Origin of the sequence: Polaromonas naphthalenivorans CJ2 (assembly GCF_000015505.1) — a bacterium.
Taxonomy (GTDB): domain Bacteria; phylum Pseudomonadota; class Gammaproteobacteria; order Burkholderiales; family Burkholderiaceae_C; genus Polaromonas; species Polaromonas naphthalenivorans.
The window spans coordinates 2,485,431-2,505,625 of the sequence record NC_008781.1 but is presented as its reverse complement, the minus strand read 5'-3'; the positions used below and the strand labels follow the sequence as shown (position 1 = coordinate 2,505,625).

At 63.7% G+C, this 20,195-nt stretch carries 19 protein-coding genes, 1 other RNA gene and 1 riboswitch; of the genes, 9 read left to right on the top strand and 11 right to left on the bottom strand.

The genetic code is table 11. The features are described 5' to 3' along the window. Positions 1 to 48: 48 nt before the first annotated feature. The 3 genes from PNAP_RS25000 to phaZ form a co-directional block, all read right to left on the bottom strand. On the bottom strand, positions 49 to 3,342 hold the full coding sequence (locus PNAP_RS25000; RefSeq protein WP_049763675.1) for a hybrid sensor histidine kinase/response regulator: 3,294 nt from the start codon (positions 3,340 to 3,342) through the stop codon (positions 49 to 51). Between the two features lie 73 nt (positions 3,343 to 3,415). Next, positions 3,416 to 4,111 (bottom strand): electron transport complex subunit RsxB, encoded by a 696-nt coding sequence (gene rsxB, locus PNAP_RS11885; RefSeq protein WP_011801761.1) that lies wholly within the window; start codon positions 4,109 to 4,111, stop codon positions 3,416 to 3,418. Between the two features lie 48 nt (positions 4,112 to 4,159). Next, complete coding sequence (gene phaZ, locus PNAP_RS11880; protein WP_011801760.1) at positions 4,160 to 5,893, bottom strand: polyhydroxyalkanoate depolymerase; 1,734 nt, start codon at positions 5,891 to 5,893, stop codon at positions 4,160 to 4,162. Positions 5,894 to 6,230: 337 nt separating this feature from the next. On the opposite strand from phaZ, the gene ygiD reads away from it, so the two are divergent. Continuing rightward, on the top strand, positions 6,231 to 7,085 hold the full coding sequence (gene ygiD / locus PNAP_RS11875; protein WP_011801759.1) for a 4,5-DOPA-extradiol-dioxygenase: 855 nt from the start codon (positions 6,231 to 6,233) through the stop codon (positions 7,083 to 7,085). Between the two features lie 179 nt (positions 7,086 to 7,264). Here the strand turns inward: ygiD and PNAP_RS25645 are convergent, their stop codons facing one another. Further along, a complete protein-coding gene (locus PNAP_RS25645; RefSeq protein WP_011801758.1) occupies positions 7,265 to 7,669 on the bottom strand; it encodes an SWIB/MDM2 domain-containing protein in 405 nt (134 codons plus the stop codon). 239 nt (positions 7,670 to 7,908) lie between these two features. On the opposite strand from PNAP_RS25645, the gene rraA reads away from it, so the two are divergent. Next, on the top strand, positions 7,909 to 8,421 hold the full coding sequence (rraA, locus tag PNAP_RS11865; protein WP_011801757.1) for a ribonuclease E activity regulator RraA: 513 nt from the start codon (positions 7,909 to 7,911) through the stop codon (positions 8,419 to 8,421). Positions 8,422 to 8,447: 26 nt separating this feature from the next. Here the strand turns inward: rraA and PNAP_RS11860 are convergent, their stop codons facing one another. The 4 genes from PNAP_RS11860 to PNAP_RS11850 form a co-directional block, all read right to left on the bottom strand. Then, the gene (locus tag PNAP_RS11860) at positions 8,448 to 9,263 is read right to left on the bottom strand and encodes a sulfite exporter TauE/SafE family protein (protein WP_011801756.1); all 816 of its coding nucleotides are present in this window, start codon (positions 9,261 to 9,263) and stop codon (positions 8,448 to 8,450) included. Positions 9,264 to 9,342: 79 nt separating this feature from the next. Beyond that, positions 9,343 to 9,522: non-coding RNA, 6S RNA (gene ssrS, locus PNAP_RS28410), on the bottom strand. 50 nt (positions 9,523 to 9,572) lie between these two features. After that, entirely contained in the window at positions 9,573 to 9,905 is a 333-nt protein-coding gene (locus PNAP_RS11855; protein ID WP_011801755.1) for a cell division protein ZapA, read from the bottom strand. Then, a complete protein-coding gene (locus tag PNAP_RS11850) occupies positions 9,902 to 10,150 on the bottom strand; it encodes a hypothetical protein (RefSeq protein ID WP_011801754.1) in 249 nt (82 codons plus the stop codon). Before PNAP_RS11850 ends, PNAP_RS11855 begins: the two co-directional genes overlap by 4 nt. A gap of 36 nt (positions 10,151 to 10,186) precedes the next feature. Continuing rightward, positions 10,187 to 10,470, top strand: a riboswitch (cobalamin riboswitch). Between the two features lie 89 nt (positions 10,471 to 10,559). On the opposite strand from PNAP_RS11850, the gene PNAP_RS11845 reads away from it, so the two are divergent. The 7 genes from PNAP_RS11845 to PNAP_RS11815 are packed head-to-tail and all read left to right on the top strand — an operon-like array spanning position 10,560 to position 17,850. Then, entirely contained in the window at positions 10,560 to 12,413 is a 1,854-nt protein-coding gene (locus tag PNAP_RS11845; protein ID WP_011801753.1) for a TonB-dependent receptor domain-containing protein, read from the top strand. 2 nt (positions 12,414 to 12,415) lie between these two features. Then, on the top strand, positions 12,416 to 13,750 hold the full coding sequence (locus PNAP_RS11840) for a cobyrinate a,c-diamide synthase (RefSeq protein ID WP_011801752.1): 1,335 nt from the start codon (positions 12,416 to 12,418) through the stop codon (positions 13,748 to 13,750). Further along, entirely contained in the window at positions 13,743 to 14,594 is an 852-nt protein-coding gene (locus PNAP_RS11835) for a cobalamin-binding protein (protein WP_011801751.1), read from the top strand. Before PNAP_RS11840 ends, PNAP_RS11835 begins: the two co-directional genes overlap by 8 nt. Then, on the top strand, positions 14,587 to 15,180 hold the full coding sequence (locus PNAP_RS11830) for a bifunctional adenosylcobinamide kinase/adenosylcobinamide-phosphate guanylyltransferase (RefSeq protein ID WP_011801750.1): 594 nt from the start codon (positions 14,587 to 14,589) through the stop codon (positions 15,178 to 15,180). The genes PNAP_RS11835 and PNAP_RS11830 overlap by 8 nt, the downstream gene beginning before the upstream one ends. Then, positions 15,177 to 16,043 (top strand): ABC transporter substrate-binding protein, encoded by an 867-nt coding sequence (locus PNAP_RS11825; protein WP_011801749.1) that lies wholly within the window; start codon positions 15,177 to 15,179, stop codon positions 16,041 to 16,043. The genes PNAP_RS11830 and PNAP_RS11825 overlap by 4 nt, the downstream gene beginning before the upstream one ends. Continuing rightward, the gene (locus PNAP_RS11820) at positions 16,040 to 17,059 is read left to right on the top strand and encodes a FecCD family ABC transporter permease (RefSeq protein ID WP_011801748.1); all 1,020 of its coding nucleotides are present in this window, start codon (positions 16,040 to 16,042) and stop codon (positions 17,057 to 17,059) included. The genes PNAP_RS11825 and PNAP_RS11820 overlap by 4 nt, the downstream gene beginning before the upstream one ends. A 23-nt stretch (positions 17,060 to 17,082) precedes the next feature. Further along, positions 17,083 to 17,850 (top strand): ABC transporter ATP-binding protein, encoded by a 768-nt coding sequence (locus PNAP_RS11815; protein ID WP_011801747.1) that lies wholly within the window; start codon positions 17,083 to 17,085, stop codon positions 17,848 to 17,850. A gap of 125 nt (positions 17,851 to 17,975) precedes the next feature. Here the strand turns inward: PNAP_RS11815 and PNAP_RS11810 are convergent, their stop codons facing one another. From PNAP_RS11810 to PNAP_RS11800, 3 genes are read right to left on the bottom strand one after another with little or no spacing between them, the layout of a single operon-like run. Continuing rightward, a complete protein-coding gene (locus PNAP_RS11810; protein ID WP_011801746.1) occupies positions 17,976 to 18,458 on the bottom strand; it encodes a DoxX family protein in 483 nt (160 codons plus the stop codon). Between the two features lie 17 nt (positions 18,459 to 18,475). Then, complete coding sequence (locus tag PNAP_RS24995) at positions 18,476 to 19,261, bottom strand: HvfC/BufC N-terminal domain-containing protein (protein ID WP_011801745.1); 786 nt, start codon at positions 19,259 to 19,261, stop codon at positions 18,476 to 18,478. Beyond that, positions 19,258 to 20,193: a DUF692 domain-containing protein gene (locus tag PNAP_RS11800; RefSeq protein WP_011801744.1), complete on the bottom strand. Its 936-nt coding sequence runs from the start codon at positions 20,191 to 20,193 to the stop codon at positions 19,258 to 19,260. Before PNAP_RS11800 ends, PNAP_RS24995 begins: the two co-directional genes overlap by 4 nt. Positions 20,194 to 20,195 lie beyond the last annotated feature (2 nt).

Sequence of the window (20,195 nt, the reverse complement as noted above, 5' to 3'; positions counted from 1 at the left end):
CAGTCGCTGGCGCCCGGCATGGCGTGAACACGGCCCTGGTTGGGCCGTTCAAGGCTGGCTGATGGCCGCTTTTGCGTTGGTGGTCAGCCATGCCTTCAGTTCGGTTTGCGTGAGCAGCCAGCTTTCATCGAGGTGTCGCAAGACCTCATCCATGTCGGGTGGAATGGCGCCTGACATGGCCAGTTCCTCGATTCTTGCTGTCAGCGCGACCAGTGCCTGCGCACCGACGTTGGATGCCGAGCCTTTGAGCGCATGAGCGGCTTCGGCCAGCAGGGCTGCATCTGTTTGCGCATCGGCAATGGCGGCCAGGCGCGCCGGCGTGTCAGCCATGAAAATTTCAATGACTTCGCGCGCGGTCTCCAGGTCGGGGTCAAATTCACGAAATTCTTCGAGCCGGGTGAAGTCCACGGCTCTTTTAACGGGAGAAGCGGGAGAAGCGGGAGAAGCCAAGTACGCGGGCAGGGCGCTGGCGACCGGTTCAAAAGCCGAGGTTTCCGCCCAGCGCGCCAGCGCGCGGGTCAACTCGACCACCTGCAAGGGCTTGGTGAGGTAATCATCCATGCCGGCGGCTTCGCAGCGTTCCCGGTCTTCGATGGAGGCGTCAGCCGTCAGGGCGATGATGGGCGGCGCTGCATGGCCAAATCGTTTCTTGATTGTCTGCGTGGCTTCCAGCCCGTCCATGCCCGGCATGTGCAGGTCCATCAGGATGGCGCCAAAGCGCCTTGCGCTGTTCATGCTGTCGGCCACGGCCGTCACGGCTTGCACGCCATCGGCGGCGGTGACGGCGTCATAGCCCAGCCGGGCCAAAATACCGCAGGCCACTTTCAGATTCACCACGTTGTCGTCGGCAACCAGAATGGTCACGTTTTTCCGGATGTCCACCCGCTCTGCCTTGATGGATTGCAGCACCGAGTCGGAAGTCAGGCAGCGGGCCAGCGCCTCGAAAAGCTGGTTCTGGCGCGCGGGCTTGAGCAACCTGGCATTGAAGGGGCCGGCGCTTGCTCCGCCTGGCATGAAGCCGGAACTCAGGAGTATCAGCGGCAGGTTTTCGCTGCCGGGCCTTTCGCGGATGTGGCCGGCCAGCTCAAGGCCGTCCATGCCCGGCATGTGCATGTCGGTGATGATGACATCTGGCAGCTGGGTATGGTCCAGCACGTCCAGCGCCGCGGCACCGGACACGGCGCTGGCCACGCGCATGCCCCACTGCCGCAACTGGCGCATCAGCACCCGGACATTCACATGGTGATCGTCCACCACCAGAACGCGCTTGTCCTGCAGAGCCGCCGCGTCGAGCGGCGTCAGCTCCTTGGGCAACTCGGCCAGCGCGGCGCGCACGGTGAATGAAAAAATCGAACCCTTGCCGAGCTTGCTTGTGACGCTGATCTTGCCGCCCATCAGTTCGACCAGGCGCTTGCAGATGGCCAGGCCCAGGCCGGTCCCGCCGTATTTGCGCGTGGTCGATGCATCGACCTGCATGAAGGCCTCGAACAGCGCGCCCACGCGCTCGGGAGGAATGCCGATGCCGGTGTCGTGCACGCTGAACTCGATCAGGGCCAGTCCCTGCTCATCGGGCGCTTCGGCCAGCCGGCTGTGCACGGAGACCGCACCATGTTCGGTGAACTTGACCGCGTTGTTGACCAGGTTGATGAGAATCTGGCGCAGGCGTGTCACATCGCCCAGGATGGCCGGTGGCGGGCCGCCAGCCGCCGCGCCCGGCACGTCAACGATTAGCTCGATGCCTTTTTCGCGGGCGCGCGGCGCGGCGATGTCGCAGGCTTCCTCGATCATGTTGTGTACGCTGACGGGTTCGCTCTCCAGATCAAACCGGCCCGACTCGATTTTGGAAAAATCCAGGATGTCGCTGATCACCGCCAGCAACTGGTCGCTGGAGAGCCTGATGGTCTGAAGAATGTCGCGCTGCTCGGCATCGAGAGCGGTTTCGGCCAGCAGGGTGCTCATGCCGACCACGCCATTGAGCGGGGTCCGGATCTCGTGGCTCATGGTGGCCAGGAATGCCGCCTTGGCGCGCACCGCCTCCTCGGCGACCTGGCGCGCGCGAACCAGTTCGGACTCGCGCGAGCGAACCTCTTCTTCGGCCGCGCGGGCGCGCCGGCTTTCGACTTCGGCTTGCGTCTTCTCCGTGCGCATCCGGTCGGCCACGCGGTTGAAGGCCAGCACGACTTCGCCCAGTTCGTCGTGCGTGTCCAGCGTGATGGCCTTGTCCTCGCGGTTGTCCAGCATGCGCTCCGAAGCTTCGCGCAGGCGCGTGACGGTTCGCATCACACCGGCATAAAAGGCCAGCAGCAGGTAAAGCACGACGGTCAGCACGGCAGCGACGAAGACGATCACCCCCAGCATGCGCTGCTGAAAGCTCTGGATGCGTGTCTTGAGCAGGGTTTCCAGTTCCGCCGACTCACGCTCGCCCAAAACGTAATTGGCGGCTTGCCCGCGCGTCAGCAACTGCCCGGCCGTGTCGGCGCTGGCCGGCACTGCTTCAGGCTCTGTCAGGCTGCGCAGGGCGGCCACAGCGTCCTTGATGGCCTGGTTATAGGATTGCACCGCGTCGGTCAGGCGCAGCTTGAGCTGGCCGGTTTTTTCATTCTTGAATGCCGTCTGGGCGCCGTACTGGGTACGGCTCAGATTGGATTCAATCAGGCCGCTGAGCCGGATCAGGTCGGCGTTTTCCCCCTCCTTGGCCCGCAGGGGGAGTTTTTGCATCGGCGCCTGGCTGCGGGCCTGCACCAGCAGCCGGGCCTGCAGCAGCAGGTCGGCGGCATCGGGCAGCTTGAGCAGGACCGCCTCCATCAGGTAATACGAGTCCAGGTCGGGGTCGAGGATCAGGTTGGAGATATCGCCTACATGCGCCACCAGCGTGCTGATGTCATCTTGCAGCATGCCGTGCAGCGCGTCGGTGTTCACGGGTGGCACGTCGAGCAGCCGGCGAGAGAGGAAGAGGGCGTTTTCCTTGATGATGCCCAGTTTGGCGGTGGACTCAAGCTCGCCTCCGAGCTGTGCATCGATCTGGTCAAGTTCGGCCAGCCCGGCCTTGATGCTTGCCTGCACCCTCACCAGTTCGGGCCGCTGGTCGGCCTGGCCACTCCGGTAGGCGGCGGCGACCAGCCGGCTGCGCGCGACCTGTTCCTGAAGCGAGCGCAAAGGGCGCAGGTAATGCACGCCCGCGATTTCCTTTTCGGCGAACTGGATCGAGCGGTTGATTTCTCCGACCAAAAGATAGAGCGTCAGCCCCAGCGGCAGCGCAAAAAGCAGAAAGATCAGCAGGAATTTGCGCGGATAGGTCAAGCTGTCCATCAAGCGCCGCGCGGGGCCAAGAATGGAACCCATGGCAAATGTGGATGCTTTAGAGCGTGCGGCCAAGGGTTCGAGGCCAGCGCTGCTGATGCTGGGCGGCTCTGCGTCAATCATTGTTGCGCCGTGCCCGGGCACTTGCCAGGGCCGCCTGGATCACGGCGCGCTTGCGTTGCGCCTCTTCGTCCCCGCGCGGGAGTGACGGGTCCGGCGGCTTTGCTGGTGTGGCCGATACTTTTTCCTGAAGCTTTTCAGGCTTGGCGCTGTTGTCGTGCGTGTGCTGCATGCGATGGGATTCGTAGCGTTTTCGGGCGGTTTCGGCATCCTGGGGCGACCAGGCGTTCCAGCCGGTGTGGGTGCCCGTAAGATTTTCCAGGCTGATGCAGTCCACAGGACAAGCCGGTATGCACAACTCGCACCCTGTGCAATAGGGTTCGATCACGGTGTGCATCAGCTTGTTGCTGCCGATGATGGCGTCGGTAGGGCATGCCTTGATGCACAGGGTGCAGCCTATGCACCAGGCTTCGTCAATGATGGCGACCGCGCGTGGAGCTTCAACCCCATTGAGCGGATTCAGCGGCTGCACCGGCAAGCCGGTGATCCGTGAAAGGCGCGCTATTCCTTCCGCGCCGCCCGGCGGACACTGGTTGATGGCCGCTTCCCCCAAGGTGATGGCTTGCGCGTAAGCAGCGCAATCAACGAAACCGCAGCGCGTGCATTGCGTTTGGGGCAATGCCGCATTGATACGGTCAAAGAGGGTGCTTTGGGTGGGGGAAATCACGGCGCTATTGTCCCACCGCTCCATCAGCCCCTGGTTCTGGCGCCGTCATTTGACCGACCGCGCCAGGCTTTCTCAGGCGGCTGACTTTTCAGGGGGCTGCGGGGTATTGGCTGCAGCTTCAGAGGCAGCAACAGGCGCTGCCGTGGTGGATGCCACTGGCGCAGTCGTAGCTTGTGCTGCGGCCTCAGCGACAGCTTCGGTTTTGGCGGTCGTGTTTTTTACCGCCACCAGCACGGGTTTTGCTGCTGGTTTTGATTCCGTGGCCGTCAATGAATCGGCTGGCTGGATTGCTTGCGCCACAGGCTCTGCTGGCTTGGCAACGGTTTTTTCCTCGGCATCAGCAACCAGTTGGGCGACAGTTGACTTGAGCTTGGCCGCCTCTGCCGCAGTGCGTAAACCAGCCACGGGTTTTGCGGCTTCAACCGATGCTGGCTTTGCTGGCGCTTCAACGGTCACAGGCGCCGCTGCCTTGGCTGCCCTTGCTGATTTTGCTATCTTTTTTGTAGCTTCAAGCGCTTGCTCCGGCTGCGCAAAAGGCTTGTTGTGCTCAAGAATAAAGGCTTTGACGGCCGGATAGACGATATCGCGCCAGCGCCGGCCGCTGAAGATGCCGTAATGGCCTGCACCCTTGGCTTCCAGGTGCGTTTTTTGCTCCTGCACCACGCCGCTGCACATATCCAGTGCGGCCCGGGTTTGGCCCGAGCCGGAGATGTCATCCAGCTCACCTTCCACCGTCATCACGGCGGTGGTCTTGATGTCGCCCGGTTTCACCCGCTCAAGCTTGCCTTCCGCAGACATCACATCCCAGGTGCCATTGACCAGCTTGAAATCCTGGAACACGGTTTTAATGGTTTCGAGGTAGTAATCGGCATCCATGTCGAGGACGGCGTTGTACTCGTCGTAGAACTTGCGGTGTGCTTCTGTGCTGGCGTCGTCACCCTTGATCAGGTTCTTGAAGTAGTCGTAATGGCTGGAGGCATGCCGGTCGGGGTTCATGGCCACGAAGCCGGTGTGCTGCAAAAAGCCCGGATAAACGCGCCGGCCCTTGCCTGCGAAACTGCCAGGAACGCGGTAAATCACGTTGTTTTCAAACCATTCGTAGGGTTTGGTCGTGGCCAGGTTGTTCACGGCGGTTGGCGAGCGGCGCGCATCAATCGGCCCGCCCATCATGATCATGGACAGCGGGGTTTTTTCCCCGCGGGAGGCCATCAGCGAAATGGCTGCGAACACCGGCACGGTCGGCTGGCAAACGCTGATGACGTGGCAGTTGCCATACTTGCCCTGCAGGTGGCGGATGAATTCCTGCACGTAGTTGACATAGTCGTCAAGGTGAAAAGCGCCGTCGGACAAAGGCACGTTGCGGGCGTTTTTCCAGTCGGTGATGTAAACCTTGTGGTCCTTGAGCATCGTCTTGACGGTATCGCGCAGCAAGGTCGAATAGTGTCCCGACAAGGGCGCCACGACCAGCACCGCTGGCTGGTCCTTGAGTTGCGTGAGGGTCGCCGAATCATCGGTAAAGCGTTTGAAGCGACGCAGTTCGCAAAAAGGCTTGTCAACTTCAACGCGTTCATGAATCGCCAGACTGACGCCTGCCTTGTCAACATCGACCTGATGAATGTCGAAGGATGGCTTTTCGTAGTCCTTGCCCAGCCGGTACATCAGGCTGTAGCCAGCGGATACGCGCTGGGCCAATGGCGTTTTGCCCATGGGCGACAGGGGGCTGCCGTAGAGTTTTGCAGCTGCCTGCGCAAAGTCAACAAACGGCTCCATCAGGGTACGCTGGGATTCATAGAGTTGATACAGCATGGGAACGAACCTTTTTTGGTGAAATTGTTGTTAAAAATGAAATATGTTGCAGTGCAATATAACAGGCAGCAGGTTTTGTCAACTAGTGATAATTACCGATTTGTAACGATTTTTTACATTTATTCAGAGGCTAACCTCCCCTTTTTTGGGGAGTAAAAGCACTTTGCCTGCTGAACTTTATGGTATCTGCAACGTATTGTTTTTCGCAGTATTGTGGATTTTTCACAATAGGAAAACTGCGATTGACTTTGAAGGACTACGGCACCAAAGAAGCCGACAATCCTGAAGCCCTTGCATTAGGCAAAACTTTTCCTACCCGATCATTACAGGACAGATCATGCTCACCACACCTGACGCTGCCGCGCTCGACCGGTTGCCATCGCTGAAGAAATCCGACAGGATGCCCGTGCTGTTCCTGGGTCATGGCAGCCCCATGAATGCGCTTGGCGACAATGAATACCGGCGCAGCTGGCAAGCGCTGGGTGCTGGATTCGGCAGCAAGCAACCACGGCCGCAACTGATCCTGTGCATTTCGGCGCATTGGCTGACGCAAGGCTGGTGGCTCACTGCCATGCAGCAGCCCAAAACCATTCATGACTTCGGCGGATTTCCGCAGGAACTGTTCGACCAGCAATATCCCGCGCCCGGTGATCCGGCTGCAGCCCAGGCCATCAGCCTGCTGGTCAGGCAGCGTGCATCGGCGCCGCTGGGGCTCGATGTGGGTGAGTGGGGGCTCGACCACGGTGCCTGGTCGGTGCTCAAGCCCATGTTTCCCGAAGCGGACATTCCGGTGATCCAGCTCAGCATGGACTATGGGCGTGCGCCTGAAGACCATTACGCGCTGGCAAAACAGCTCAAGGCCCTGCGCGACCGTGGCGTGCTGATCGTGGGCAGCGGCAACATCGTTCACAACCTGCGCCAGATGCAGCGCGGTGCCGGGGGCAACCAGGCTTATGACTGGGCGCTGGAGTTTGACCAGACGATTGGCGGCTATGTTCAGCAAGGCAACCTGGATGCGTTGCAGAATTTCCAGCAACTGGGGTCTCTGGCCAAAATGGCTCATCCGACCCATGAGCACTATTTGCCGCTTCTTTATGCCGCAGGGGCGGTGGACAAGCACGAGCCCATGAAGTTTTTCAACACCAGCTTTCAGGGCGGCTCGATTTCCATGCGTTCGGTCATCTGGGGATAATGCTGCTTGCTATTAAAAAAGTAGCTTTATATGCATGCCCACTGTGCGCAAATGGCCTGAAAGCATCACAATCCGATGAAAATTCCAGCCGGCGCGGTGCGCAGTGCATGCGCATAAAAAAAGCCGCTGAAAGCGGCCATTCGATGGGGGGCTGAAAGAAGCCCTTTTAAACCCGTTATTTAGCTAACGTGCTTGCCGATCAGGCCGGCCATCTCAAACATCGACACCTGCGGCTTGCCGAATACGGCCAGCAGTTTTTTGTCGGCATTGATCATGCGCTTGTTGGCTTGGTCCTGCAGGTTGTTGGCCTTGATGTAAACCCACAGCTTGCTGACGATTTCAGTGCGTGGCAAAGGCTGGTCGCCCACGACGGCAGACAACTCGGGGCTCAGGGTCAGCGCTTTCATGAAGGCTGGATTCGGGGTGCGTTTTTTGGCCGGAACTGCCGCTGTTTTTGCTGCCGGTTTTGCCGTAGCGGGGGCTGCTTTTTTAGCTGCCGCCGTTTTGGCGGGAGCCACTTTTTTAGCGGCGACAGTTGTTTCCGGAGCAGCTTTTTTTGCAGGCGCTTTTTTTGCAGTTGCCATGATTGATTCCTTCTAGACAGTTGACAAATCGCCACGGGAAGATCGACTTCGCCATGGCTTAGCGCATGCTACTGGAGAAAATCCTGTTTGAAAGCGGTAAAACACTTTATTTCCAGAGTCTTTTTGCAGATTTACCCCTGAAAATCAAAAAATCACCCTTGAGCGTCTTGCTGCACACCATGGTCCAGCCCGTACACCTGGAAAATCCCTGAATCCCCACTCTTGAAAACGAATCAAAAATGACCCAGAACGCTTCCCCGTCATTCGCTACCTGTGATCTTTGTGACATCCATAAAAACGACAGTTCGGGCCAGTTCCGCGTGCTGCCGCCGGTTTTCAAGGACTTTGGCGGCATCCTTAAATTCAGCGGCCCCGTGGTGACTGTCAAATGCTTCGAGGACAACTCGCTGGTCAAGGCGGCGGTGGATTCGCCCGGCGAGGGCCGCGTGCTGGTCGTCGATGGCGGGGCGTCATTGCGCCGTGCCTTACTCGGTGGCAACCTGGGCGCCGCGGCGGCCAAAAACGGCTGGGCGGGCGTCGTGATTGACGGCTGCGTCCGCGATGTCGCCGAACTGGCGCAGTGCAGTACCGGCATTCGGGCGCTGGCTGCCATGCCATTGCCGACTGAAAAACGCCAGGAAGGCCAGCAGGGCCTCGCCGTTCAGGTCCAGGGCGTGTGGGTCCATCCGGGGGACTGGCTTTATGCCGATGAGGACGGCATGGTGCTGATGGCATCTCCGCTCACCGCCTGAGCGGTAAGCGCTTCAACGCACCCGGCTTAACTGCTCAACCCCTTGTAGAGCATGTAGGCCGCCAGCAGGTAGAGGATGCTGGCGAACACCCGCTTGAGCTTGCCGACCGGAATGCCGTGTGCGGCCCTGGCGCCCAGCGGGGCGGTCAGGACGCTGCAAATGGCAATCACCAGCAGCGCCGGCAACCAGATATAGCCAAAAGCGCCTTCAGGCAGGTTCTGCACGGTTTGCCCGCTGATGGCGTAGCCCAGCACATTGGCCACGGCAATCGGAAAACCCAGCGCGGCAGAGGTGGCGACGGCATGGTGGATCGGGATATTGCACCAGGTCATGAAGGGCACGCTGATGAAGCCGCCGCCTGCGCCGACCAGTCCCGACAGGAAGCCGATAAAGCCCCCGGCAGCCAGTTGGCCGCCCGTGCCGGGCATTTGGCGCGTCGGTTTGGGCTTTTTATCGAGGAACATCTGGGTTGCGGAAAAGCTCACGAACAGGCCAAAGAAAATGGCCAGGTAAGACCCTTTGAGCAGCGCGAACACGCCCAGGCTGCCGATGATGCTGCCCATGACAATGCCAGGCGCCAGCCGCTTGACGATGTCCCAGCGCACCGCGCCGCGCCGGTGGTGGGCCCGCACGCTGGACAGGGAGGTAAAGATGATGGTGGCCATCGAGGTGGCAATGGCCATTTTCACGGCCAGGTCGGCGGAAACGCCGCGATGGGCCAGGATGATCGTGATGAAGGGCACCATCAGCATGCCGCCGCCAATGCCCAGCAGGCCGGCCAGAAAACCGGTGCCCACGCCGAGCACGGCCAGTTCAGCGATCAGCAGGGGTTCGAGAATCATGGCCGGCGGCGTTGAAGCTTGGGAAGGCGAGCGCTGCGTTCTGGTCAGAACGGCGCTTGCCTGAAGCGGGAAGAAAAATAAGGTGTCTGCGAATGCCACCGGACCGTCATCCTGAACCGGGGTTCAGGTGGGCGAGGGCAGTCAGGCTTCGGGTTCGTCTGACGCGAGACGATCACACCTGTCTGACAATTTACCAAGCCCGTGCTCGTGGAGCATTGGTTCAAGGAAATATAAAGCCCAGCACGCACCGCAGACCATTCAATTGTAGGCCCATACGACTGAGCCGTTGCCAGGCGACAGGCCAAAAAATCAATGCGCGGGGTTCGGGCTGGCCAGCGCCGTGTCGAGCCTTTCAAGCAAGGCTTTGAGCTGGGCCTGCGATGCTTCGCTGGCTGCATCTGGCGCGTCGGGGGCCTGTTCAGGCGCTGGGGCAGGCGCAGGCGCTGGCTCCAGCAACTGGTAGGCCAGATTGAGCGCGGCCAGCACGGCGATGCGGTCGCGCGCCTTGACTTTTCCGGCGTCGCGGATCTTGCACATGGCCGAGTCAACCGTATGAACGGCTTCAAGCAGGCGGATTTCGCTGTTTTCAGGGCAGCCCAGCATGTAGTTCTGCCCCATGATCTGTACTTCCAGCTGTTTCATCGCGCAGGCCCCACGGGTGTATTGACAACGGAATCGGTGCTTTCGGGCAGGCGTTCGATCAGGGCATCCACACGGGCGCGCGCGGCGCTCAGCCGTGACCTGAGCGAGTCGCGTTCAAGCTTCAGGATGCTGACTTGTTCTCCCAGTTGCATGTTGGTGCGCTGCAATTCTTCGTAGCGCAGCAAAAGCTGGTCTACGCGTTCGGTAATTTGGTCGATTTGATCGACTGGGTGTTGGTTCGACATGGCGATTCCGATTGTAGGGTCAGCAGTATTTTGCCGCGTAGAATGCCTCTTGTTGGTGCTCGCAGTGTGGTTCACACTCTGCAGTTCAACGGGAAGCAGGAGGAAGCCAATGCCATGCGCGCCGGATCAGACGGTTTGCAAGCGCCTTGATTTCTAACCTGTGCTGCCCCCGCAACGGTAAACGGACGAATGCAGCGCCCTGGAATCCAGGGTTGCATTCAGTTGTCATCATGAGCCACTGAGCGTTTTGAACACGCGCTTGGGAAGGCGATGAAAGCAGTTCCGTCAGCCCGGATACCGGCCAACAAGGTGAATGCGCACGTCCTTTTTTCAAGGAATTGGCGCGCTCGTAACGCTCATGCACTGGCGGGGAAGCTGGTGAGAGTATTTTGTTGATAGCTTGATTTCCATGAAAACCTGTATTTCCAACCTGCGCCTGGCCATGCTGCCACTGGCCCTGGCGACCGCATTTCCGTCTGCTGCACAAACACATCCTGCGCCGCAACTCAAAGAAACCGTCGTCACGGCCACCCGCAGCGCCCAGCCCCTGAGCGATGTGGTGGCCGATGTGACCATCATTGACCGCGAGCGCATCGAACGCAGCGGTGCCGCCGGCCTGGCCGATGTGCTCAAGCGCGTTCCCGGGATTGAAATTTCACGCAACGGCGGCCCCGGCGCCACCACCAGCGTGTTCCTGCGCGGCGCCGAGTCGCGTTTCACGGCGGTCTATATCGACGGCGTGCGGGTCGATTCGCAAGCCACCGGCGGCGCGGCGTGGGAAACCATTCCGCTGGCGCTGATTGACCGCATTGAGGTGCTGCGCGGTCCGGCCGGCGCGGTGTATGGCTCGGACGCCCTGGGCGGCGTCATCCAGATCTTCACCAAGCGCGGCGAACAAGGCTTTGCACCATTCGTCGGCGTGGGCGTGGGAAGCCACAACACCCGCAAGCTGGATGCCGGCTTCAGCGGCGCCAGCGGCGGCTTTGACTATGCGCTGGGCGTGGCGCGCGAAATCAGCCATGGATTTGACTCGCAGCCGCAGCGTTTGAGCAACTCCGCTACACCGCTCAGCAATCCCGATCAAGACGGCTACCGCAGTACATCGGCCAATGCCCGTCTGGGCTTCAAGATCAACCGTGCCCATAGCCTGGACGCCACGCTGCTGTACAGCGACATGAAATCCCACTACGACGCCTTCGGCTACAGTCCCGCCAGGCCGGTCGATGACCTCAGCCTGCACAAGCTGCATGCGCTGGGCTTGAACTGGCAGGCGCAGTGGACCGACGCCTACAGCACCCGGCTGAGCATGACCGAATCAGAGGACCGCTACGAAACCACGCCCTCGCCCTACCAGACGACCACCCGGCTGCGCGGCTACACGCTGCAAAACGAGTTCCGCCTGGGCGCGCACCTTTTCACCGCCGCCCTTGAACGCAAGGAAGACCATCTGAAGAATGCGCCCATCGACCAGGGCCGTTCGCAAAATGCCGTGGCGCTGGGTTATGGCTTCACTGAAAAGAGCCACACCGTCCAGCTCAATGTGCGGCATGACAAGGACAGCGAATTTGGCGGCAAGACCACCGGCAGCGCCGCCTATGCCTATGCCTTCACGCCCGAATGGCGCGCCTCGGCCTCGGCGGGAACGGCTTTCCGGGCGCCGACGCTGTACCAGCGCTTCAGCGAGTACGGCGTGGCGACGCTGGTGCCTGAGAGCAGCCGCAACCTGGAACTGGGCCTGCGCTGGTCGCAGGGCGCCAGCAGCGCCGGGCTGGTGGCTTACCGGAACAAGGTCGATAACCTTATTTCCTTTGTTGGCGCGGGCACCTGTGCCTCGCCATTCGGCTGCTACGCCAACACGGCGCGCGCCGAGTATTCTGGCGCCACGCTGACGGCCTCGCATGCCGTGGGCGGCGTGAACCTGGCGGCTTCGCTCGATCTGCAAAATCCGCGCGATCTGAATACCGGCAAGCAACTGGCGCGCCGCGCCAGGCAGCACGGCCTGCTTTCCGCCGACATGCGGGTGGGAAGCTGGCTGCTGGGCGCCGAAGCGCAGTTCTCGGGCAAGCGCTTTGACGATGCCGCCAACACCAGGGTGCTGAGCGGCTACAGCCTGCTGAACCTGAACGCCAGCACGCCGCTCGCCAAGGACTGGACCTTGCTGGCCCGGGTGGACAACCTGGCCGACAAGCAGTACGAACTGGCCCGCAGCTATGCGACGGCCGGGCGTTCGTTCTACGTCGGCGTGAAGTGGGCGCCCCTGTAAGCATGGCCCGCTGCCCCGCCATCCTCATCGCCGCCCCGGCTTCCGGCCAGGGCAAGACCACGGTCGCCTGCGCGCTGGCGCGGCTGCATGCGCGCCAGGGCCGGCGGGTGCGCGCCTTCAAGTGCGGGCCGGATTTCCTGGACCCCTACTGGCTGGCGCTGGCCAGCGGCGCGCCCGTGCACCAGCTTGACCTGTGGATGACGGGCGAGGCGGACTGCGCGCAGCGCCTGCAGGATGCGGCGCTTCAGGCTGACCTGATCATTGTCGAAGGCGTGATGGGACTGTTTGACGGCCAGCCCAGCGCGGCGGATCTGGCGCAGCGTTTTGGCTTGAAGGTCGTGGCCGTGATTGATGCCGGCGCCATGGCCGGAACCTTTGGCGCGCTGGCCTGGGGATTGCAGCATTACCGCGAAGGCTTGAGCTTTGCCGGTGTGCTGGCCAACCGGGTGGCGTCGCCCGGCCATGCCGTGATGCTGGAAGACAGCCTGCGCGACCCGGCGCAATGGCTGGGCGCCTTGACGCGCAATGAGGCGCTGACGCTGCCCGAGCGGCACCTGGGTCTGGTCATGGACCATGAACTCGGCGATGCGATGGTCAGGCTGGATGCGGCGACCGACGCGCTGGCGCAAACCAGGCTGGGACGGATGACGGCCGATGACCTGCAGGCCTGGGCCGTTGATTTCGAGGCGGACGATGCGCAAAGGCCGGACTTTCCTGCGGATGTTCTGCAGGGCCAGACGATTGCGGTGGCCCGCGATGCGGCTTTCTGCTTCCTGTACGCCGCCAATATCGACTGCCTGCAGGCCATGGGCGCCGAGCTGGTTTATTTCTCCCCGCTGGCCGATGCAGCGCTGCCGCCCTGTGATGCGCTGTGGCTGCCCGGCGGCTATCCCGAACTGCATGCGCAAACCCTGGCGGGCAACCAAGCCATGAAAGCCAGCATCACCCGCCACGTCCAGGCCGGCAAGCCGGTCTGGGCCGAGTGCGGCGGCATGATGGCCCTGTTCGACAAGTTGACCGGCGTCGATGGCGAAAGCCAGCCTATGTGTGGCATCCTGCCCGGCAGCGTAACCATGCAAAAGCGCCTGGCCGCGCTCGGGCCGCAGCAGCTTGAGGTGGCGGGCGGAATTTTGCGCGGCCACACGTTTCACTATTCCACCTGCGCCACGACGCTGCAGGCCGCAAGTCGCACCCGGGCAGCGCCGGGGCGCACCCTGCGCGGCGAAGGCGAGGCACTGTATGTGTCCGGTTCGGTCAAAGCCAGTTATTTCCACGCCTGGTTCGCGTCCAGCCCGGCTGCGGCGGCGCGCCTGTTTTTGAAGGAAGACCATGACTGAACCCACCAGCGGCTGGCGCGCACTGGCCGCCAGCCACGACAGCAGCGCCTATGGCCCGCAGCGCATCGTCTGCCTGACCGAAGAACCCACCGAATGGCTGTACCTGCTGGGCGAAGAGCGGCGCATCGTCGGCATTTCGGGCTACACCGTTCGCCCGCCGCGTGCGCGCGACGAAAAACCCAAGGTCAGCGCCTACCTGAGCGCCAAAATCGACAAGATCGTTGAATTGCGTCCCGACTGCGTGATCGGCTTTTCAGACCTGCAGGCCGACATCGCGGCGCAGCTGATCAGGCACGGCATCCAGGTCACCATCTTCAACCAGCGCAGCGTGGCCGAGATTTTCTCGATGCTCTACCAACTGGCCGCCATGGTCGGGCAGGCCGAGCGCGGCCTGGGGCTGATTCACGCCATGCAGCAGCGGCTGCTTGACATCGAGCAGGCGGCGGCCAGCCTCAAGCGCCGCCCGCGCGTGTTCTTCGAGGAATGGCACGACCCGCACATCAGCTGCATTGCCTGGGTGTCCGAACTGGTCGGCATTGCCGGCGGCGACGACTGCTTTCCCGAACTGGCGAAAGAACCCATGGGCAAGGGCCGCATCATCGCCGACGGACTGGAGATCGTGCGGCGCGCGCCCGACATCATTTTCGGCTCCTGGTGCGGCAAGAAGTTCAGGCCCGAGCTGGTCGCGGCCCGGCCCGGCTGGGAAAACGTGCCGGCCATCAAAAACAATCAGCTGTTCGAGATCAAGTCGTCCGAAATCCTGCAGCCCGGACCGGCTTCGCTGACCGATGGCGTCGAGAAGCTGCACAAGTTCATCATGGACTGGGGCCGCCAGCATGGTTGAAGAACTGGCGATTGCCAAAAGCGAGCTGATCCTGGGCGGCCAGAAAAGCGGCAAGTCGCGCCGCGCCGAGTTGCTGGCGCGCAGCTGGCTGGGCCAGTCGCCAGCGCACCGGGCGGTGCTGATCGCCACCGCCCAGCCCTGGGACGAGGAAATGCGCGAGCGCATCGCGCGCCACCAAGCCGACCGCGCCGTGCGCGTGCCGGGAATGCGAACGGTGGAAGAGCCCGTGCAACTGGCCCAGGCCCTGGCCAGCCACAGCCAGCCGCAAACCCTCGTCGTCGTGGACTGCCTGACGCTGTGGCTGACCAATCTGCTCATGCCAGCAGCAGAATTTAAGGAAAAAGAGGCTGTAGCGCACGACCCACATGCGCAGACAGCTATGTTTTTGATAGCAATCGAAAACGCCGCCGGCCCGGTCGTGCTGGTCGGCAACGAGATCGGCCTGGGCGTGATTCCGCTTGGGCGCGAGACGCGCGCCTTTGTCGATGCGCTCGGGGGGCTGAACCAGGACGTGGCGCGGGCTTGCGCGCAGGTCACCCTGATGGCGGCCGGGCTACCGCTGACCTTGAAAGAAGGCCGGCCATGAAGGCATTCAGCGCTTTTTTGCTCGTGGGCTTTGCGGCGATGGCGCCGGCCCACGCGCTGCAAATCACCGACGACCGAGGCGTCAGCGTCACCTTCGCACAAAGCCCGCAGCGCATCGTCAGTGTGCTGCCTTCGCTGACCGAAGGCGTGTGCGCGCTCGACCAGTGCCATCGCCTGGTCGGCGTGGACCGCTATTCCAACCACCCGGCCAGCGTCAGGAGCCTGCCGGTGATGGGCGGCGGGATTGACCCGAACATCGAAGCCATCGTCGCGCTCAGGCCCGATGTGGTGCTGCTGGCGGTTTCCTCGCGCGCCAGCGAGCGCCTGGAGTCGCTGGGCATCAAGGTGCTGGCGCTGGAGCCCAAGAACCATGCCGATGTGCAGCGCGTGCTGAGAAAACTCGGCGCGCTGCTCGACATTCCCGATGCCGTGGGCGCGGACCGGCTCTGGCGCATCATCGACAGCGGCGTGGCGGCGGCCGCGCAGTCGCTGCCCCCGAAGGCCAAAAACATGCAGGTGTATTTCGAGGTCAACCGTGGGCCTTATGCGGCTGGCGCGTCATCGTTCGTCGGCGAAACCCTCACGCGGCTGGGCGTCAGGAACGTGATACCTGCCGCGCTGGGGCCGTTTCCGCGCATCAACCCTGAATTCGTGGTGCGCGCCAACCCGGACCTGATCATGGTGGGCAGCCGCAATGCCGATGCCATGCAGTCCTATCCGGGCTGGGGCAGCATCAAGGCCGTTCGCGAAAAGCGCATCTGCGTGTTCACGCCGGACGAGTCCGACGTGCTGGTGCGCCCCGGCCCGCGCATGGCCGAGGCGGCGCGCATCATGGCCAAGTGCATCGTGGACAAGGCCGGATGAGCCAGGCGTTCACGCACCAGCACCGCAAGGCGTTCTGGCTGGCGGCGGGACTGCTGGGGGCGTCCGGCGTCCTGCTGCTGCTGGGCGTCAGCGTCGGCAGCACCGGTTTTGACAGCGTGCTGGACCTGCGGCGCGACCCGCAGGCGCTGCTGATCGTCTCGGAAATCCGCCTGCCGCGCACGCTGGGCGCCTGGCTGGCGGGGGCCTTGCTGGGGCTGGCCGGCGCGGTGGCGCAGGGGCTGTTTCGCAATCCGCTGGCCGACCCGTATTTGCTCGGCAGCGCCTCGGGCGCTTCGCTGGGCGTGGCTGCGGCGATGGCGCTGTTTGGCGTTTCGCCGCTGGCCACGCACTGGCTGGCGCGCGTCGGGCTGACCGGCGCGGCCTTTGTCGGCGCCGTGCTGGCCGTGCTGCTGACGCTGCTGCTGGCCAAGGGCGTGCAGCATACGCTGCGGCTGCTGCTGGCCGGCGTGATCGTCGGCGTGGTGCTGGGCGCCATCACCTCGCTGGTGTTGCTGCTCACGCCCGAGATCATGCAGGCGATGCAGTCCTTCATGCTGGGCAGCACCGGCCTTGTTGGCTGGACCGCCTGCGCCATCATGGCCGCCGTATTTGCCGCCGCGATGCTGGCCGCCTGGATGATGAGCCATGCGCTCGACGGCCTGGCGCTGGGCGAAGCCACCGCGCAAAGCCTGGGCCTGCCGCTGCCGCAGATGCGCGCCGCGTTGGTGGCGGTGCTGGCGCTGGCCACCGGCACGGCCGTCGCGCAAACCGGGCTGATCGCCTTTGTCGGACTGGCCGCGCCGCACCTGGTGCGCTCGGTCGTCAAGACCACGCACGGCCGGCTGATAGCGCTGGCCAGCCTGATGGGCGCGGTGCTGCTCACCGCCGCCGACATCCTGGCCCGGGGGCTGGTGGCGCCGCAGGAGTTGCCGGTGGGCGTGCTGACGGCCGTGCTGGGCGGTACGTATTTGCTCTGGCTGATGCACCGGCATACCGGACGAGGCAGCGGACTGTGACCTCGAACCCGCCCCGATTCGCTATGGAATGTATAGCTATAGATGCGCGTAGGATATGCGCAAAGCTCGGAAATGACGAGGTATTGCACGGTATTTCGCTGGTGCTGCCGCGCGCGCGCTGGACCAGCATCGTCGGACCCAACGGCGCCGGCAAATCGACCCTGCTCAAGGCGCTGGCCGGGCTGCTGCCGCACAGCGGAACGGTCGCCTTGCTCGGCCAGCCGATGGCCAAAATGCGCGGGCGCGACCGGGCGCGGCAACTGTCCTGGCTGGGCCAGAACGAAAGCTCGGCCGACGACCTGACGGCCTACGACGTGGCCATGCTCGGACGACTGCCGCACCAGGCCTGGCTGGCGCCGCCCAGCGCCGCCGACCATGCCGCCGTCGAGCGCGCCCTGCGTGCCACGCAGGCCTGGGACTGGCGCGGCCGGCCGCTGGGCCAGCTCTCGGGCGGCGAGCGCCAGCGCGTGCTGCTGGCGCGTGCGCTGGCGGTCGAGGCCGAGGTGCTGCTGATGGACGAGCCGCTGGCCAACCTCGACCCGCCGCACCAGACCGACTGGCTCTTGATGGTGCGCGATCTGGTCGCCAGCGGCAAGACCGTGGTCAGCGTGCTGCATGAAATCTCGTTCGCGCTGCAGGCCGATGAGCTGGTGGTGATGGACAAGGGCCGGGTGACGCACCAGGGCGCCTGCGTTGACGCCGCCACGCACCGCGCGCTCGAAGGCGTCTTTGACCACCGCATTGCCGTGCACCACCTGGCCGGTCAATGGCTGGCTTTGCCGCGAATTTAGCCTGTCGCCATGCTGGGGCGCATGCGAACAACCCGATGCGGCTTGCGGCCTGAGCGCTGAAAGAGCCAAACAGGACTTTTACGCACGCTGGTCATGCGCGGACAGCTATTGAATCAATAGCAAAGTCAAGTCTGTTCCAGCCAGCCACGCCGCCACAGCCAGGGCTTGACCAGCAGGCCATCGGCTGACCAGTTGCCGCTGCCAAAAACCGCCAGCATGGCCAGCAGAACGCCCCAGGTGATGTGCTGCTGCAGGGCGGCCGGGGCGATTTCGCTCAGGCTGATGACCGCCACGACGTTCATCACCGACAGGCCGAGCGCCGCAAAGCGCCCGCCCAGGCCGAGTGCCAGCAGCACCGGCAGCACCAGCTCGCCGCCGGTTCCCATGACGGCCGCCACCGGGGGCGGCAGCAGCGGGACGTGGTATTCGTCGGAAAACAGCAGCAGCGTGGTGTCCCAGTCGCGCAGCTTGGTCAGGCCGGACAGGAAAAACGCCTCGGCCACATAGCCGCGCGCCAGCAGGGCGAGCAGCGGGCGGATGCTGTTCAGGGCAGTGCTCAAGCCTTGCCACAGGGTCAGGCCGCTGCGGGCCAGTGTCGTGATGGACATGGGGATTCCTTGTTTTTTCAGGGGAGGGTGGCGGCGCCCAGCACCTGGCCTTGCGTGACCGCTGCATTCAGCCAGGCGCTGAAATCGAATTGCGCTTCTTTCGCCTCGGCTGCCTCCAGCGCGGCCAGCAGTGACTGGCCCGCCAGCAGCGCGTCAATCAGCGCGGCTTCGGGCTGCGTGCAGGCGGCCAGGCGGGGGCGCAGGCCCTGGCGCCAGACCAGCGCGGTTTCGCCCTGGCGGGCCTGCATGCGGGCGGCCACGCTTTCCATCGAAGGTTCGTTGTGCAGGTGGACGCTGATCAGGCTGACCACCGGCCAGCGGCTGCGTTGCAGCACGGTGCCGGGCGGCAGCCGCAGCGTGAGCGCGTCGGGCTCGTGCTGGCCGAGCAGGGCAAAGCTGGCCGGCTCAAAATGCGCTGCATCGGGCGCGCCAGCATTGCGGTGCAGCGCCCATTCCACCTGCGCCACGTCGGCCAGATAAGGCACGCTGGCCAGTTGCGGCTCGCCGGCCAGAAAGCCGGGCAGGGCATCGCCCCAGCAGGCCAGATCGCCGCAGACGGGCGGGGATTGTTGCCAGAACTGGCGCGCCATCAGCGCAAAGCTGCCTGCGCCTATCAGCTCGGCCACCACCGGGTAGGCCGCTTGCAGTGCGCGTTCGGCCAAGGCGCTGGCGTTGGTGCGGTAAGCCGCCAGGCCGCGCTGCCACGGTGCGGCCAGCACGGTGTCCAGCGGCGGTGGGGTGTGGCCGGGCCGTGTCCACAGGGCCTGCAGCAGCGCCTGTTGCTGTCGGGCCAGCGCGTTCATGGGCGGGCCTCGGCCGATGGCTGGCGCGTGGCGGGGCGGCCTTGGGCGATGCCGCGCGCACGGGCCACTTCGTCCAGCAGCACGCTAAGTGCCGGCACGTCGGTGTCCCACTCGATCAGCGTCGGCACCGGCCCCAGGCGGGCGAGGGCGTGGCGGTAGAGCTGCCACACCTCGGCGCAGACGCGGCTGCCGTGGTCGTCGATCACGATGTCGCCCAGGTGCGCATGGCCGGCCAGGTGCAGCTCGGCCACCGGGCTGGCGGCGATCTGGTCGATCCAGTCGCGGCAGCTGGCCAGCGCCGCGTCCGCGTCGCCGGGGGCGCTGTTCAACGCGCCGCGCAGCCAAGCGTTTTGCGCATTGACATACAGGTTGTTCACATCGACCAGCAGGCTGCAGCCGGTGCGCTGCGCCAGGGCGGCCAGGAATTCGGTTTCGCGCATGTCGGCCGCTCTCCAGTCCAGGTAGGCGGACAGGTTTTCGACGGCGATGGGGCGCTTCAGGCGCTCTTGCACCCGCTGCACGTTGCTGCACATCACCGCCAGCGCCTCGCGGGTGAAGGGCACGGGCAGCAGGTCGGCGGCGTGAACCGGGGCGTCGGTGCCGGGCAGGTGGCCGCGCGCAAAGCTGGCATGGTCGCTGACGCGCACCGGGTCGATTTCCTGCACCAGTTCGGCCAGTTGCGCCAGGTGCCATTCGTCCACCCCGCAGGCCGACCCCAGCGACAGGCCCGTGCCATGCAGGCTGACGGGGTAGTGTTCGCGCCCCTGGCGCAGCACGGCGCGGGCCGCGCCGCCGGGGGCAAAGAAATTCTCGGAATGGACTTCGATGAAGTCCAGCGCCGGGCCGGTCTGCAGCAGCCCGGCGTAATGCGGGTGCCGCCATCCGATGCCCATGGCCGGCGTGTCGGGCGAAAAGATGGCGGTCACTGGCATGG